Annotated in this window: 17 protein-coding genes; 4 read left to right on the forward strand and 13 right to left on the reverse strand. The window is 40.8% G+C overall.

The window, feature by feature from the left end:
• Positions 1 to 9 precede the first annotated feature (9 nt).
• The 4 genes from LHV68_07130 (at position 10) to LHV68_07145 (ending at position 6,031) form a co-directional block, all read left to right on the forward strand.
• Positions 10 to 2,844 (forward strand): hypothetical protein, encoded by a 2,835-nt coding sequence (locus LHV68_07130; protein MCB4791645.1) that lies wholly within the window; start codon positions 10 to 12, stop codon positions 2,842 to 2,844.
• Between the two features lie 4 nt (positions 2,845 to 2,848).
• Positions 2,849 to 4,876 carry a PorV/PorQ family protein gene (locus LHV68_07135; GenBank protein MCB4791646.1) on the forward strand — a complete coding sequence of 676 codons (2,028 nt, stop codon included), beginning with the start codon at positions 2,849 to 2,851 and terminating at the stop codon, positions 4,874 to 4,876.
• A 187-nt stretch (positions 4,877 to 5,063) separates the two neighbouring features.
• Positions 5,064 to 5,603 (forward strand): nucleotidyltransferase domain-containing protein, encoded by a 540-nt coding sequence (locus tag LHV68_07140; protein ID MCB4791647.1) that lies wholly within the window; start codon positions 5,064 to 5,066, stop codon positions 5,601 to 5,603.
• The gene (locus LHV68_07145) at positions 5,588 to 6,031 is read left to right on the forward strand and encodes a HEPN domain-containing protein (protein ID MCB4791648.1); all 444 of its coding nucleotides are present in this window, start codon (positions 5,588 to 5,590) and stop codon (positions 6,029 to 6,031) included. The genes LHV68_07140 and LHV68_07145 overlap by 16 nt, the downstream gene beginning before the upstream one ends.
• 35 nt (positions 6,032 to 6,066) lie before the next feature.
• Here the strand turns inward: LHV68_07145 and atpC are convergent, their stop codons facing one another.
• The 13 genes from atpC to LHV68_07210 form a co-directional block, all read right to left on the reverse strand.
• Positions 6,067 to 6,315, reverse strand: a complete 249-nt coding sequence (gene atpC, locus LHV68_07150) for an ATP synthase F1 subunit epsilon (protein ID MCB4791649.1) — start codon at positions 6,313 to 6,315, stop codon at positions 6,067 to 6,069.
• A gap of 50 nt (positions 6,316 to 6,365) precedes the next feature.
• Entirely contained in the window at positions 6,366 to 7,766 is a 1,401-nt protein-coding gene (gene atpD / locus LHV68_07155) for a F0F1 ATP synthase subunit beta (GenBank protein ID MCB4791650.1), read from the reverse strand.
• A 111-nt stretch (positions 7,767 to 7,877) separates the two neighbouring features.
• On the reverse strand, positions 7,878 to 8,750 hold the full coding sequence (gene atpG, locus LHV68_07160) for an ATP synthase F1 subunit gamma (GenBank protein ID MCB4791651.1): 873 nt from the start codon (positions 8,748 to 8,750) through the stop codon (positions 7,878 to 7,880).
• Entirely contained in the window at positions 8,716 to 10,248 is a 1,533-nt protein-coding gene (gene atpA, locus LHV68_07165) for a F0F1 ATP synthase subunit alpha (protein MCB4791652.1), read from the reverse strand. The genes atpG and atpA overlap by 35 nt, the downstream gene beginning before the upstream one ends.
• A gap of 214 nt (positions 10,249 to 10,462) precedes the next feature.
• Entirely contained in the window at positions 10,463 to 10,996 is a 534-nt protein-coding gene (gene atpH / locus LHV68_07170; GenBank protein ID MCB4791653.1) for an ATP synthase F1 subunit delta, read from the reverse strand.
• Complete coding sequence (atpF, locus tag LHV68_07175; protein MCB4791654.1) at positions 10,993 to 11,496, reverse strand: F0F1 ATP synthase subunit B; 504 nt, start codon at positions 11,494 to 11,496, stop codon at positions 10,993 to 10,995. The genes atpH and atpF overlap by 4 nt, the downstream gene beginning before the upstream one ends.
• A gap of 4 nt (positions 11,497 to 11,500) precedes the next feature.
• Positions 11,501 to 11,863, reverse strand: coding sequence for an ATP synthase F0 subunit C (locus tag LHV68_07180; GenBank protein MCB4791655.1), 363 nt, complete (start codon positions 11,861 to 11,863; stop codon positions 11,501 to 11,503).
• Positions 11,864 to 11,954: 91 nt separating this feature from the next.
• The gene (gene atpB / locus LHV68_07185; protein MCB4791656.1) at positions 11,955 to 12,683 is read right to left on the reverse strand and encodes a F0F1 ATP synthase subunit A; all 729 of its coding nucleotides are present in this window, start codon (positions 12,681 to 12,683) and stop codon (positions 11,955 to 11,957) included.
• Positions 12,659 to 13,048 carry an ATP synthase subunit I gene (locus LHV68_07190; GenBank protein MCB4791657.1) on the reverse strand — a complete coding sequence of 130 codons (390 nt, stop codon included), beginning with the start codon at positions 13,046 to 13,048 and terminating at the stop codon, positions 12,659 to 12,661. Before LHV68_07190 ends, atpB begins: the two co-directional genes overlap by 25 nt.
• Entirely contained in the window at positions 13,032 to 13,250 is a 219-nt protein-coding gene (locus tag LHV68_07195; protein ID MCB4791658.1) for an AtpZ/AtpI family protein, read from the reverse strand. Before LHV68_07195 ends, LHV68_07190 begins: the two co-directional genes overlap by 17 nt.
• A gap of 46 nt (positions 13,251 to 13,296) precedes the next feature.
• Positions 13,297 to 14,601 carry an MFS transporter gene (locus tag LHV68_07200; protein ID MCB4791659.1) on the reverse strand — a complete coding sequence of 435 codons (1,305 nt, stop codon included), beginning with the start codon at positions 14,599 to 14,601 and terminating at the stop codon, positions 13,297 to 13,299.
• 101 nt (positions 14,602 to 14,702) lie between these two features.
• Complete coding sequence (locus LHV68_07205; protein MCB4791660.1) at positions 14,703 to 15,032, reverse strand: DMT family protein; 330 nt, start codon at positions 15,030 to 15,032, stop codon at positions 14,703 to 14,705.
• Positions 15,029 to 15,619, reverse strand: a complete 591-nt coding sequence (locus tag LHV68_07210; GenBank protein ID MCB4791661.1) for a MarC family protein — start codon at positions 15,617 to 15,619, stop codon at positions 15,029 to 15,031. Before LHV68_07210 ends, LHV68_07205 begins: the two co-directional genes overlap by 4 nt.
• Between the last annotated feature and the right edge of the window lie 30 nt (positions 15,620 to 15,649).

Raw genomic sequence — 15,649 nt, forward strand, 5'->3', positions numbered from 1 at the left:
AATGGTTTTATGAACTACAGAACTTTGTTGCTATCATTTTCAGTGTTATTTTTGCCAATTATAGCCATAGCCAGCATTGTTACATTTGAACCGTACCCATGGGACGATCCGACGCATAAAGTTGACATACTTAACGGGGCGATCGTGACGCAGGGCGATACAAGCCTTCCTGTGATGAAATTCAGGTTAAAAACAGATACATCAGAAGCTGCCTGGTCAAAGATAAGGGTTGAGCGTATCGGGCAGGGTGCGGCCGGTCAGAATTCAGGCGGCAGTAATAGCGATATCGCTCATGTGAAAATCTTTAAAGATTCAAACGGAGATGAAAAATTTAATGCAGGAGACACACTTATTTCTTCAGGCATTGATAAATTTCCGCTTGATGTAGTGGGTCCGGCCTGCGATATTACTTTGGCACAGGTTCAGACCCTAGGTACTGTACCTCAAGTTTATTTCGTTGTCTATGATATAGCTACAACAGCTTATTCAGGCAATAGTATAGGCGTAAAAATAAAAGACTACTCAAGCCTTACAGTTGATGCCCCTAGCAGTGTTGCAGTATTTTCTACGTCTGCGCCATTTCAAGCTGGAGGGTGGTTCCAGAGTTCATATGCTACTATACTTCCTATAAGAGTGAAGGTAGAATGCCAGAATTTGGCGCCCGAAGTTAAGCTGCCGGGGGATAAAAATATTCCTATCCTGAAAGCTAAATTTGCTTCAGAATCAAATACTGTAATTTTATCTTCCATAACTGTTTATCAGACTGGCGATATAAGCCGGCCCCAAAGCGACCGGGATTGGTATTTGGGTGTAGGCGACGGGGATTTCTCTGCCATTAAACTCTGGAGAGATGATAGTGACGGGGTTTTTGACGAAACAAAAGATACACAAATTGATAGTATCCCGAGCAAGGAGTCGCTAATAGATGCCGCAGTTATACTTAGGACTGATGCTGCTCCCATCCGCTGTTTCTCAGGTGGCCTGGCCACTTTGTATTGCGGAGACCTCATTAATCAAAAAGGACAGAATTATTTTATTACCGCTGATATAGGTACAACTGACCTTGGAGGAAAGCCTGTATTCCAGCATTTAGCAGGACTTGAGATATCATCTTACTCTGATATTAGTATAGTGCCTCACACATCAGTGTCAAGCGCAAGTAACGCCTTTCCGTATATATCGAGCAGTTTACGTTTAGGTGATGTGATTATATTAAATGTGAACATAAGGCCGGACAAATCAGGGGTGCATACCGAAGCCTGGTGGAACTCTACCACAAAAGTAAGCGTAAAATGGGATATAATCAAAGTGGCGCAAGCTCAAATAGTATCGTACATGACAGCTATAGGGAGCAATCCGGATCTGGAAGATATGACAATAGGCATGGGACAGAACGGATGGTTATCTACTGGCCCTCAATCAATTGATATAAGCGAGCTTGCTTTGAGCGAGCCTATGGTGACATTCCTGGCAGCTGATTTGTCTGCAACACAAGGTAATGGAACAAATATTCAGGTTTACCTGCCTGCAGGCCATCCAAGGATAAATACAAGTGCTACGTCTGGTTTTGACTCTGCCGGGTCTATTGTAATAGGAAAGGAGATAATAGGTTATACAGATACAAGCGCTGATTCATTTAGGAATATAACACGAGGCCTGCATGGAACAAGTATAGAAGCTCATAGTAAGTCTGATCAGGTAACAAATCATGCTTACTTCGTTAAGGTTAAAGCTGTTTCAAGCCTGGCAGGCATAACACCTCAAGCATGGGGAGTAATAAAAATAGACATGTCGCCTCCTTCCAGCCCTACAAATGTATTACCTAGTTACGTAGTATCAGGGGTTCCTGCTGCGGGCGGAAAATATGAAGTTAAATGGGTCACTGCAAAGGATTTTGAATCAGGTGTAGAACAATACGAAATTCAGGAATATTCGGATACAAACTTTATATGGAAAACTATTGACGCTGTTACAGGCGACAAGAATAGCATAAATGTTGGTGACGGAATTGCTTCTGATATTGATGGTACGGCAATAGAGGATAACCCGAGAAACGCGAACCACTTGTATTGGTACCGCGTGCGTGCAAAAAACTATGCAGGCAGCTGGGGTCCGTGGTCAGCGCAATCTAGTAATCTTGACTCAGCAAATAATAATCATATAATTAATGATAATGGAATAAAAATCGATATCCCAACAGGTACACTAACTACATCAGCAAGCATTGAAATAAGCACGCCCAGTGTTTCAAGCCTTCCGGCACTATCTAATGATTCAAAACTGAAAGGCAGTTCCAAAGCTGTAGAAATAAAACTTAGTGACGGGACTACAAGTTTAGCTAAAGAAATAACTCTGACTATTCTATATACGGCAGAGGATGTTGGCGGATTAAATGAAAATAATTTAAAACTGTTTTATTTTGACACTGCTAAATCCATGTGGGTTTTAATACCTAATTCTACGGTGGATACTTCAAGGAAAGTTGTTACTGCAAATGTCAACCATCTGACTATATTCAGGATCATGGAATATGCGGCTATAACCAATGCAATTGAAGACTTGAGCAATTATCCTAACCCGTTTAAAGCCGGGGTTGGCTCCACAAAGATAAGGTATACATTAAAACAAGACAGCGACGTTAAGATAACTATTTATGACCTGATAGGTGGTTTGGTACTCGAAAAAAGCATCCCGAGAGGGGTACCGGGTTCTTCTGTCCAGGGGCCGAATGAAGTATCATGGGACGGGAGAAATGGCAGCGGAAAGATCGTAGATATAGGCGCATACATCTGTGTTGTTGAATGTGACGGAACGAACATGAAAACAAAAATCGGTGTCAAGTAGCTTTATGAAAAAGATATCAAGCATATTACTATTATTGGGATGTTTACTGTTGTTTAGTAACCACTCTTTCTCAAAAGATGCCGATGGGGGGTTGCCCGGGTATTTTCTTGACCTTGGGATAGGAGCAAGAGCTTTGTCTATGGGGCGCAGCTTTGTGGCTGTTAGTAATGATGAATCTTCGATATATTGGAATCCGGCAGGATTGGTAAATATAAAAAGCAGTGAAGTGTCCGCAACATATATTTCGTTGTTTGAAAATACCAGCTATAATTCTATAGGATTTGCCTGCCCGGCAAAACACGGATTAGCATTCGGCGCCGGTTTTATACAACTGGGTAGTGACGGAATAATCAGGCGCGATGAAAACAATAACCCGATGGGAGAAATACGGGACAGGAGCACAGCTTACTTATTTTCAAGCGGGTACTCAATAAACGAAAAAGCTTCTATCGGTAGTTCCCTTAAATATGTTAATAAGCAGTTTGATGATATTGATAAAAACTGGGCCGGGCTTGATATATCTGCGTTATATTCTCCTATAGATAAGCTGAGTGTGGGTATAAATTTACATAATATTGCTACCAGGGGCACTGAATGGACAGATGGCAGGAGCTACGATGTACCGATCGAAACAGATTTCGGGATAGCATACAAGCTGTTTTGTGATAGATTAACCATTGCTGCTGATTTTGACTCGAAATCCAGTCAAATATTAGAGTTACATACAGGCATAGAATGGAGCATAAACAAATTGCTAACGTTCAGGGGCGGTTATGACGAAAGGGATATAACTACTGGCATTGGGATTTCTCTGAAAAGCTATCGATTGGATTACGCACTGCTGAACCACCCGCTTGGAATGAGCCAGAGAGCGACATTCTCTTATCGTTTCGGAGAAAAAGCAGGAAAAAATAACATCAGAAATAAGCCTGGCATAGTTGTGAAAAAAGGAAAAGAATATGATACAGCGATAAATACAATGAAAGAGATACCGATGGCGATATATCATATCTTCCATGACAAAGATATATCTGTCATTAATGTCCGGATCAAAAATAATCTCACAAATGAAACAAAGTTCAGGATAAATTACAGGATAGGACTGAAAAATCCAAGTGAAGTAAAAGAGGTCAATGTACCCTGTAATGAAACTGTAGATGTTCAGATCATTCCATCATTTACCCAGGAAGATATACGGCAAATCGCGGTTGTCCCTACTCCTACGACGATTTTTATAGATGTGGAAAGCATCAGCAGGAAAGGAAAACCTCATAAGCTGTCAAATGAATCGTTTCCTATAATCCTTTTGCCTTATGACCAATTTACTCCTCAAATAATCGATGCGAGAGGTAAAACGATCGACTTGCTTGACACGCTTGTTAATTGGATCACGTATAATGACCGTAATTTAGGCGCTATAATCAACAAGGCAAGCGAAAGAGGGGCGAATTTGAATCCGCCGGTTAAAATTGTGGGATTTCAATCGCCTACGGCATTTACAAAAAAGCCGGATGATAACAGGACTCTGGAACAACGATATAGCGATTATCTTTCACAGGTAAAGTTGATATATGATACCTTGAAAGACGATTATAAAATTACTTATATCAACCAACCTGTTGCCTACGGTAATTCACAAAGAATAAAGCTTCCTTTCGAAACACTAAAAAATAAGGGAAATTGTATCGAGCTTTCTGTGTTGTTTGCCAGCCTTTTGGAAAGTATTGAAATGGAACCTATTCTTGTAATATTTAAAGAGGACAGGCACGCTGCTATAGCCTGGAAAGTTTCCGGTGAAGGTAAGGCAAGGTACAGCATGCTTGAAACAAACGTATTCGGCGAGGAATTTAGGAAAGTGGTTGAAAAAGGTGATAAACTCGTTAAAGATAATGACCTGACATCGGAATTTTTAAGCGGTAATGATATAACTTTTGATGAAAATGGTGTTTATAAAAAGAATTCAAATGTTATATTATTTAACATAAGTAAAATCAGGAAGCGTTTACCTCCCAGCCCATATATACCACAATAAATCCTAATAACAAGAGAGTTGAATAGGGAAATTAGCATGAGACAGTACTATGTCTTAGTAATATAGAGATAATAAACGAATAATTTTCGCTTGACATTGGCAATATAATCTATTATAATAGATACGAATCTAATATAAAAGACACATGTCTAATATAATAGACATGTGTCTAAAATGAGAGGTTGCTATGTTGGGTTTAGAAAAAGTACTATTTTTTACAAACCATCAAAAGATTCTTAAATTTCTTTTGGATAATCCTGAACAAAAATATTATGATCGCGAGATTGCCAATATTACGGGAGTTAGCCGCGCAGGTGCAAATTTTGCCTTGCGCGACCTGGCAAAAATCGGTATAATTGATAAAGAGAAAAAAGGAAAAATGAACTTTTATCATGTTTCCCTTGTTACAGCAATAGTCAAAGAACTTAAAACTCTTTTAAATATTCTGACAATCAGTGAATTAATCGATACAGCCAGCGAATATTCTAGTAAAATAGTTCTTTTCGGAAGCGCCTTAAAAGGCGAAAATACTCAAGAAAGCGATTTGGATATACTTTTTATAACAGATGATAAAGAGAAAGTCCATTCAATTATACTAAAAGATAAAAACAGGGAAAAAATACAACCTGTTATTGCCACTCAAAACGATTTTATAAAGATGAAAAAAGAAAACCCAGTTTTTTATAACGAAATTAACAACGGGAAAATATTGTGGATAAAAAAGTAAATATAGAGTTTCAAAAAGGATTGGAAAAGAAACGGATTGTTCATTTTGCTGAAGCTATGAATTCTGTTGATATTGAAATACAATCCGCCAAGGACGATTTATCCGAAGCTTCGGACAGATTTAGCAACAAAAAGTATAAATATGCAACTATAACGGCATATTATTCAATGTTTCATTCCTCTAGAGCTTTGGTATATTCCAAAGGGTATAGGGAAAAGAGTCACTATTATTTGCTGGTAGCTATTAAAGCACTGTTTGTTGAAAAGGGTGAAATTCCGGAAAACCTGTTAAACGAATTTCACGAAGCTATGGTTTTAAGAGAAAATGCTGATTATAGTGCGCAATTCTCAAAAGAGGGTGCCGAAGCAGCAATTTCAACTGCAAAGGATTTTCTTCATTTATCAGCAAAAATACTCGGAAAGAAATAAACTTAAGAATTGCTGTTTTTGCGGCAGGTAATGAACTATTCTGTATATATTGTAACCCTATCTGGATGGACTTCTAACAACCCACCTGAAATCGCAAACTGTACCCCTGCACCTTTTGCGTCCTTGATCTCAACATTTGAAGCTTTAAGGCCTGCGATCATATCTGCGTGGCCGGCAAGGACACCGAGCTTTCCTTTTTCCGAGGTGCAGACAAGGGAAATGATCTCCTGGTCGAATATGACGCTTTGCGGTGAAATGATTTTTAACGGTACTGTTCTTGCCATGATTTTAAAACAGCGTTCCACCTACGCGGTGGAATGTGATTATTTTGAGGCTAGACCATGTTTTTGGCGTTGGCTATGACGTCGTCTATGGTTCCTACCATTAAAAATGCTTGCTCAGGTAGGTTGTCGTGCTTGCCTTCGATTATTTCCTTAAAGCTCCTGACGGTTTCTTTTAACGGGACGTACTTGCCTTCAAAACCGGTAAATTCTCTGGCAACAAAGAATGGCTGGGAAAGGAATTTCTGGATCCTCCTTGCCCTTGCGACCGTGAGCTTGTCTTCATCAGAAAGCTCATCGACGCCGAGTATGGCGATGATGTCCTGAAGGTCTTTGTATCTTTGAAGTATTTTTTGCACTTCCCTTGCCACATTGTAATGTTCTTCTCCTACGATATTCCTTGCCATTATCCTTGAAGACGATTCAAGCGGGTCAACAGCCGGGTATATCCCCAACTCCACTATCTGCCTTGACAGGACCACTGAAGCGTCCAGATGCGAAAATGTAGTTGCAACTCCCGGGTCTGTCAGGTCGTCCGCAGGCACGTAGACCGCCTGAACGCTTGTTATGGAACCGTTATTAGTTGACGTGATCCTTTCCTGAAGCTTTCCCATTTCAGTCGCCAAGGTAGGCTGATATCCCACGGCAGAAGGAAGCCTGCCCAACAATGCCGAGACCTCAGCGCCTGCAAGCACGAACCTGAATATATTGTCTATAAACAGAAGGACGTCCTGTTTTTCTACGTCCCTGAAATATTCTGCTTGTGTAAGGCCTGACAAGCCCACACGTAACCTTGCTCCTGGAGGCTCGTTCATCTGGCCGTAAACAAGGACGGTCTTATCTATGACTTTTGTCTGCTGCATATCAAGCCAAAGGTCGTTTCCTTCGCGTGTCCGCTCCCCCACTCCCGCAAAGATCGACACTCCGCCGTGTTCTTTTGCCACATTATGGATAAGTTCCTGGATGATAACGGTCTTTCCTACTCCGGCACCGCCAAAAAGCCCGACCTTTCCGCCTTTCATAAAAGGCGTCAAAAGGTCTATGACTTTAATCCCTGTTTCAAAAACTTCAAGGCTGGTTTTCTGGCTCACAAAATCGGGCGCGGCTTTATGTATAGGCGACCTTTCTTTTGTCTTAATCTCTCCAAGCTCGTCGATCGGTTCTCCGAGCACATTCATTAACCTGCCAAGGCAAGCTTTGCCTACTGGCACTGAAATAGGAGCGCCGGTATCTGTTACAATCGTCCCGCGTTTTAAGCCTTCTGTCGGGCTTAAAGAGATAGTCCGCACTACATTATCACCGAGGTCAGAGACCACTTCAAGGACGACTTTGGATCTCTTGTCCGTGCCTTTAGTTTCAGCTATCTCAAGGGCGTTATAGATCGCGGGTATTTGTTTTTCAAATTCAACGTCTACTACAGGGCCTATGACTTCCACTATCTTTCCTTCGTTCATAATTTCTCCCAGAAATGATTACGATGATTATGAAATGCAATTACAGTGATTAAATTCCTAGTTTTTATTTATCACCGTAATAATATTGCAATTAATCGCTGTAATCTTGTTCTATAAAATATTTGCCGTAAGTTCCGATATTTCTGATGTAATCTTTTCCTGGCGCAGTTTATTAAGCTGTAAGGACAACTCGCATATAAGCTCATCGGAATTTGTTATAGCCGTATCCATGGCAAAGATCCTTGCTGCGTGTTCCGCCAAATTAGAGTCAAGGAGTATCTTGTAGAACTCGGATTTTATGTACATCGGCACTGAATGTGAAAATAACCTTTCCGGCTCAGGCTCGCAAATAGGGTCTGCCGGTACGGCCAGCCCGGTATTAAAGGCATCAAGGGATAACGGGAGGAACTGTTCGACCACGACTGACTGGGCTATCCCTGATTTAAATTTTGCATGGGCTATATGAAGGCCTGTAAACCCTTCTTTGATGTAAATATCCAGTAGTTCGTCAATAACTGCCTTTGCGTCACTGTAGTTTAAGCTGGAAAGATTTGCAAATTCTTTTAAGAGAGGGATATTCTTGATCAGGGCATTCCTGCTTTTTTTGCCTATTGTAATTACCTTAAGGTCTTTGGATAAGTTTTTATTTATAAAATCAAGCGATGCCCTCGTGATATTGGAGTTAAAACTGCCGCACAACCCCTTATCGCTTGTTATGACGACAAGGCAGAGATTCTCTTTTTTATCCGGAAAAATAAAAGGTTTAAGGTTTTTTGGGAAATCCGCAACCGTTAACCTGTTTTTTGCCAGGAGGAACAAGCCCGCGATCACTTTCTTTAAATCCAGACAGTAGGCCTTGGCAAATTCAAAGGTATTTTTCGTACGCTTAAGCCGTACGGAAGATATCATTTTCATGGCATTGAATATTTGCTGTATGGATTTAACCGATTTAATTTTTCTTCTTAAGGTTCTCAGAGAAATCATCTTTAAACTCTTTTATTGCAGCCATTAACTTGGTTTGCGTGCCGGGCTGTATTTCCTTGGTTTGCAGTATCTCTGTTTGAATATCTTTATACTTTCTCTCTATAAAGGAGAGCAGGCTTTTTTCAAAAGCAGTGACGGAATTAACCGGGACGTCATCTAAATATCCGTTAACGCCGGCAAATATTATGATTATCTGGTTTTCTACCCGCATGGGCTGGTGCTGGTCCTGTTTTAAGAGCTCTATCATCCTCTCGCCGCGGTCCAGCTGAGCCTTTGTATTCTTATCCAGGTCGCTTGAGAACTGGGCAAAGGCCGCAAGTTCCCTGTACTGGGCAAGGTCGATCCTGACCCTGCCGGCAACTTTTTTCATGGCTTTTATCTGAGCTGCGCCGCCTACCCGGGATACGGAAAGCCCTACATTGATTGCAGGCCTGATACCCGAAAAGAACAGGGCTGATTCCAGGTATATCTGCCCGTCAGTGATAGAGATGACGTTGGTAGGAATATAAGCCGAGACGTCGCCTGCCTGCGTTTCGATTATAGGAAGCGCGGTCAAAGAACCGCCGCCGTTTTTTTGGCTTAATTTACATGCGCGCTCTAAGAGCCTTGAATGAAGATAGAAAACGTCTCCAGGATAAGCTTCTCTTCCCGGAGGCCTTCTGAGTAAGAGAGACAGCTGTCTGTAGGACTGTGCGTGTTTGCTTAAGTCATCATATATCACAAGAACGTCTTTTCCCTGACACATGAAGTGTTCTCCCATGGCACACCCGGCATACGGAGCAATGTACTGCAGGGGAGCGACATCAGAGGCTGTGGCATTTACTACAATTGTATAGCTCATCGCATCGTTATCTTTGAGTGTTTTTACTAGCTGCGCAACAACGGACTGTTTTTGTCCTATAGCTACATATATGCAAATTGGCCTTTTTTGTTCGTTTTTCTGGTTTATTATGGTGTCAATGGCAAGGACAGTTTTTCCTATCTGCCTGTCGCCTATTATTAATTCTCTTTGTCCCCGTCCTATGGGGATCATCGAATCCACAGCTTTCCACCCGGTCTGAAGAGGCTCGTGAACAGGCATCCTCTCTACAATGAGCGGTGCGATGATTTCAATAGGCATCGAATGAGAAGTCTTTATAGCGCCTTTGCCGTCAATAGGCTGGCCGAGAGGATTGACCACGCGGCCAAGGAGCTCTTCGCCGACAGGCACTTCCATAACCCGGGCGGTACGCTTTACCTGGTCTCCTTCATGGATCAGCTTGTCGTCGCCGAACAATACGCAGCTCACGGTCTCCCGTTCCAGGTTCATTACCAGGCCATAAAGCCCTTTGGGGAACTCGAGAAGCTCTCCCATAAGGACATTCTCAAGGCCGTGAAGCAGCGCCACGCCGTCGCCTACCTGAAGCACGTAGCCTGTCTCTTCCAGGGATATCTTTGATTCGTACTTTTTCAGCTGTTCTTCTATCAAACTTACGATTTCGTTCCTTTCAATAGTCATAACTTATCCTTTATTGACAAAATAGCTGTTGAAATTTGCATTTTGCACTTTACAATTTTTAATTTGAGATAATTGAAAAACCCCCTATATATTCACTTCCTGTCATTCCCGAAGGTCTTTATCGGGAATTCAGTTCGACGGAAACTGTAGATTCCTGCTTTCGCAGGAATGACAAAAAATGGGTTTTTCAATTAACTCAATTTGCAATAATCAGTTAATTTGTAGAAAGCCTCTCTCTTATTGTTTTTAATTGCCTTTTAATACTGCCGTCAAGCAGGTTATCTCCGTACTCTATCGTAAATCCGGCGATAAGGCCGGGGTCGACGTCAAATTTACAGGCCGTGTCTTTGTTTAATGTTTTATCAAGCCTCTTTTTTATAGCGGTTTGCTTTTCTTCTTCCAGTATAGATGCAGAAGTGACTTTTACCTGTTCAATATTATGGGAAATATCCATGAGCTCTTTATATTTTATCGTTATTCCCTTGATTAATCCCAAAGCCTTGTTTTTCATCAATACAAAAATAAAATGTAATGCTAGGGGGTCTATTCTGAAGGCTTTTTTAAGCAGCTCTTCTTTATCGTTAAAAGAAACTGAAGGGTTGTAGAAAAATGTTTCGAAGCGCCGGCCGGATCCGAACACCTTTAATGCTGTTGTTAAGTCTTTATATATGCCCTCTTCGATCTTCCTGTCGTATGCAAGTGAAAATAAAGCAAGGGCATAATTATATGTCCTTTCGTTGTTTTTCATTGAAGGTTTTCCTTGTCGTTTTCTCCTACTTTGCCTAGGATATCCTCAAAAACCCTGTCCTGTGTTGTTTTATCGATGCTTTTTAATATAAGTTTTTCAGATATCTCAACGGCGAGTTTGGTGACGTCGTTCTGCAGTTCTTTCTTAAGCCGTTCTTTTTCATTTTCAAGTTCGCGTTTGGCGTTTAATATGATATTCTTTGACTCGTCATGGGCATACTCGATTATCTTGTTCCTCTGGGCATTGCCTTCTTCGATAGAATCGCTTATGATCTTTCTTGTTTCAAGCTTGGACTGCTTTATCTGGTTTTCGTACGATTTTCTCAATTCTTCCGCGGCAAGCCTTTCCTGCTGGGCTGTTTCGATGTCGGCCTTTATATCGCCGGACCTTTTTTCCATCATTCTGGTAAGCGGGCCCCAGGCTATCTTCCAAACGATGAATAAAGCTACAAGAAAAGTGACGATCTGGACTAATAATAAACTAAAATTAATATCTATCATATATTTATTGCAAATATTTTATGAACGGGTTTGCGAACAGGAGTATTATGCAGACGAACAGCGTAAAAAGAGCGAGCGATTCTATGAAAGCAAGCCCCAAGAGCATGCTCATCTGTATCTTATCGCTTGCTTCAGGCTGGCGCGCTATGCCTTCAAGCCCGCCGCGGATAGCGTTTCCCTGTCCAAGGCCGCAAAGCCCGGTACAAATGGAAAAACCTAGTGCGATGGCAAGCGATGTAAAAACAAAATACTCGCTGGAACCTGCACTTAACTTAGACGACTCTTTTGCAGCTTCTTCAGCCCAAAGCGGGACTGAACTTAAAAGAGGAAACGCTGCTCCTAACAAATAACTTAATCTTTTCTTCATATTGCCTCCGATTTATAGCGTAGAGCGTACAGCGTTTAGCGTATAGAAGTCTTTCCTATCCGCTCTACGCTCTACGCTATCCGCTAATTTTTTAATGGCTTTCGTTTACAGCCATGGCTACATATACTATGGCAAGGATCGTAAAAACGAACGCCTGTACGATGCTTACCAAAACACCCAAAAGAAGTATAAAAGGCCTTAAAATAAATACTGCGCCGGACAGTAATTTGCTAAAAAATCCGGGGCCGACAAGGAAAGTCAGGAACAAACTTGCAAGTATGCCTAAAAGGAGTTCCTTTGAGAAAATGTTTATAAAGAGACGCAAAGATAAAGATATGATTCTGGCAAAGTGGCTTATAATCTCGATTATTAAAATCATTATATTTATTGGAATAAGGTACCAGGGCAATTTCGGCCCTAAAAAATGCCTGATATAGCCAAAACCGTGTTCTTTTATGCCCTGGAACTGATAGAATAGGAAAGTAATTATCGCAAGGCCCAGGGTAATACTTAAATTTGCGGTAGGCGATGAAAACCCGGGTATTAAACCAAGGAGGTTGCCGGTAAGGACAAAAAGAAAAATACCGAGGAAAAGCGGGTAAAAGTTCTTTGCTTTTTCTCCTATCGCCGAATCTGCCATGCCGTAAATATAGTTGAACAGCAGTTCAAATGCCGTATTGATGCCTCTTGGCACGGGCCTTAAGTTCATACGGATGACAAGCGCAGAAATAATGATTATCGCCCATGTCACGATAAGCATTAAGGCTATACTGGGTATTCCTGGTATATGGTATTCTACTGCTTCCGGGAAAATTGCCATAAGTCTTTCCTTAAGATATTCATCATATATACAAAAGTTGAAGCAATAAGTCCAATAAGAAGCCCGAACCAGTTTATATTTAGGAATTTAACGAAGAGTATCAAAAGTAAGGCAAGAAAAAGCATCTTTAAGAAAAACCTTATAATATATAAAAAAGTTTTTTTAAATATGTCGCTTGAAGAAGTGCCGTTTGCGTCAAATACGTCCCTGATTGATACATGCAAGAGCACAAAATTTAGAAAACCTGTCATATAACCAAGGCAAAACCCAGGTACTAGGCTGCTTTTTTTTAAAAGGAACAGAAAAACAGCAAATAAGGCCAGCGTAAAAAGATTGATGTATATTAGTTTAGATATCCTGGCCATGGTTCAGTTTTTTAACTTCTTTTATTATGCTCCAAAAACCCGAGACTATGCCGAGCAGAAACATCCCGAGAGTGAAGTATGGAGAGGTATTAAGGAATTTATCCAGAAAAAACCCGATAGTAAAACCTATCACAGTGGCTGAAACAAGCATTATGCCCAGGGAACTTACAACCAGCCAGTTAAGTTTTTTGTTTTTTTCCATAAGTTTCAAAGAAGCTGATATATTTTTTATTAATTCACGATTTTGTTTAGGGTTTTATACCTATTACATTTAGGAAAAGGTCAATGCTCCTAATTTTCTCTACGTTCCTTACTTCTTTGAGTTTCTTGGGAAAATAAAAGCTTACCACAAACCTTAAAACAGAGGATATCAAAAATAAAGTCAAAATACCAGTGCCGAATATCGGCGGTAGCCACTTGAGCATAATGCCTCCAAGGAGCGCGCCAAAGCATATAGCTATCCCGTTCAAAAAATTAAAATAGGAGATGCACCTTGTCCTTTTTGCCGGTGATACGGCGTCGTACATAAAATTAGATGTCGTAAGGTTAAAACCTGCCCATACAAAACCGCTCAATATCTGGGCAAAGATAAGAAAGACCGTATTCCTGTTTATTATCCACAAAACAGGCACGAAACTTATAAAAAAAGATGTAATTCTGATTACCTTAAGGTTGCCTGCGGTATCTGCGAACCTGCCCCATCTTTGCATGGTAACGTACATGGGGAGTGTGGCGCTCAAGACTACGATGGTATAGGTAATGTAGCTGAAGGAAAGGTTTTCAAGCATTAGGACCGCAAAAAACGGGGCCGATAAATAGACCGAAAAGTTGAACAGGGAAACAAGTATCACGAATTTTGCAAAATTGCTTTGTTTTAAACGTGAAATAAATTCATAAAAGGTAAAATGATCGTCTTTTGTTTCTGTCGTGCAAACGTCGTGCATTTTTGAGAGCAGATTCCATGATATAACCCTAAAGATAGAAGCAATGAAGAATATCGTTACAAAACCGTACAATAAATTTATGCCCTTAAAGACCTGCAATAGAAATCCGGCTATAAATGACATGCCTACCAGGGTAAGCCCCACGACCTTGTTCCTCAAGCCGAAGAACAGCCCGCGTTTGTCATCAGCAACAAGGTCGGAAATAAGGCTTGACCAGGCAGGGGCGGCAAACCCGCCTAAAGAAGCGATCAAGACTATCAGTATGATGAATGTAAATGGGCTTAGTAATTTAAAAAGGATCGACACGGTCAAAACGATCAGCATAAATATCTGAAGGAGCACAAATATGCTGATGGTCCTTTTTCTTGATTTTAAATGGTTAGTATAATCGGCTGATTTGAACTGAAAAAGAGAAGTGAACAGGTTAGGGACAGCCGTAAGCATGCCGACATGAGCGGCAGTCCCTCCAAGGAATAGGAGGCACGGGGTAAGGTAATCCTGGGTGAACCCGAGCATGCCTGCCGCAGCAACGCCTTCAAACATCGATATCTTAAGACTGGATTTCACTTCTTTGGTGTCTTGTTTCGCACACTGGTTGATAGTAGACATGTTATATTGAACAGCTTATTGCAAAATGTAAATTGAAAAATGAAAATTTTAAATTATAAAGACAAAAAAATCAGGTTTTTTAGAATAGCAGTTAATTTGTCTTACCATTTCTTGAAAATAACAAAAACCGCGACAACTATCAGAGAAAACCCTGCCAGGTAATTCCATTTAAAACTTTCTTTAAGGTATAAAACCGAAAAAACCGCAAACACCGCTAAGGTTATGACTTCTTGTATGGTTTTTAATTCTGCCCCGTTGAACTGGCCGTAACCTATCCTATTAGCAGGCACCTGAAAACAATATTCCACAGAGGCGATAAGCCAGCTTATGATAATCGCTTTCCAGATAGGAGAATTCCTGAATTTCAGATGGCCGTACCAGGCAAATGTCATAAAAACATTGGATATAGTCAAGAAAATAATAGTTCTCATAATCTGGTATTGATAATTAGTTGAATCAGGCCTTTTCTTATCATCATAACCGCTATGGCGGCAAGAAGGAGGCTTGCGACCTTTGAAAGTGCTTTTGAGCCCGCATCTCCGAAAAATTTTATTAAGATCTCTGAGAACGAAAATATCAAGCCTGCCAGCAAGACATTTACAAAAACAGATATTAAAGTAGCGATAGTACCGTACTCGCCGATAATGATCAAGGAAGTCGTAAGTACAGCAGGCCCCACTATCAAAGGTGTTCCAAGAGGTACTGAGCCGAGTTCTTTCATGGTATATTTTCGTTTTTGCCCGGGATAGAGTATGTCCATTAAAGCTATACAGAAAAGTATAAGGCCCCCTGCTACCATGAAGTCGCCTATAGTTATATTTAGAAACCTGAAAACAGCTTTTCCAAGGAATATAAAACCTAGGGCAAGAGCCAGAGCCGTAGACATTGACTGAAAAATTACGGATTTCCGTTCTTTTTTGTTCAACCCCTGGGTTATAGAAACAAAGATAGGCAATACGCCGATGGCATCAACAGCTACAAAGATGGGAATGAAAGCTAATAGGATATTCTTAATCATTTTTACCTCACATATACAAACATATTTTAT

The organism is Candidatus Liberimonas magnetica, assembly GCA_020523885.1.
Lineage (GTDB): Bacteria > Elusimicrobiota > Endomicrobiia > Endomicrobiales > JAFGIL01 > Liberimonas > Liberimonas magnetica.

Bases quoted from the DNA above. Each gene is read 5' to 3' on its own strand.
- LHV68_07130 (MCB4791645.1), top strand. From the start codon at position 10: ATGAACTACAGAACTTTGTTGCTATCATTTTCAGTGTTATTTTTGCCA.
- LHV68_07135 (MCB4791646.1), top strand. From the start codon at position 2,849: ATGAAAAAGATATCAAGCATATTACTATTATTGGGATGTTTACTGTTG.
- LHV68_07140 (MCB4791647.1), top strand. From the start codon at position 5,064: ATGTTGGGTTTAGAAAAAGTACTATTTTTTACAAACCATCAAAAGATT.
- atpC (MCB4791649.1), bottom strand. From the start codon at position 6,315: ATGGCAAGAACAGTACCGTTAAAAATCATTTCACCGCAAAGCGTCATA.
- atpD (MCB4791650.1), bottom strand. From the start codon at position 7,766: ATGAACGAAGGAAAGATAGTGGAAGTCATAGGCCCTGTAGTAGACGTT.
- atpG (MCB4791651.1), bottom strand. From the start codon at position 8,750: ATGATTTCTCTGAGAACCTTAAGAAGAAAAATTAAATCGGTTAAATCC.
- atpA (MCB4791652.1), bottom strand. From the start codon at position 10,248: ATGACTATTGAAAGGAACGAAATCGTAAGTTTGATAGAAGAACAGCTG.
- atpH (MCB4791653.1), bottom strand. From the start codon at position 10,996: ATGAAAAACAACGAAAGGACATATAATTATGCCCTTGCTTTATTTTCA.
- atpF (MCB4791654.1), bottom strand. From the start codon at position 11,496: ATGATAGATATTAATTTTAGTTTATTATTAGTCCAGATCGTCACTTTT.
- LHV68_07180 (MCB4791655.1), bottom strand. From the start codon at position 11,863: ATGAAGAAAAGATTAAGTTATTTGTTAGGAGCAGCGTTTCCTCTTTTA.
- atpB (MCB4791656.1), bottom strand. From the start codon at position 12,683: ATGGCAATTTTCCCGGAAGCAGTAGAATACCATATACCAGGAATACCC.
- LHV68_07190 (MCB4791657.1), bottom strand. From the start codon at position 13,048: ATGGCCAGGATATCTAAACTAATATACATCAATCTTTTTACGCTGGCC.
- LHV68_07195 (MCB4791658.1), bottom strand. From the start codon at position 13,250: ATGGAAAAAAACAAAAAACTTAACTGGCTGGTTGTAAGTTCCCTGGGC.
- LHV68_07200 (MCB4791659.1), bottom strand. From the start codon at position 14,601: ATGTCTACTATCAACCAGTGTGCGAAACAAGACACCAAAGAAGTGAAA.
- LHV68_07205 (MCB4791660.1), bottom strand. From the start codon at position 15,032: ATGAGAACTATTATTTTCTTGACTATATCCAATGTTTTTATGACATTT.
- LHV68_07210 (MCB4791661.1), bottom strand. From the start codon at position 15,619: ATGATTAAGAATATCCTATTAGCTTTCATTCCCATCTTTGTAGCTGTT.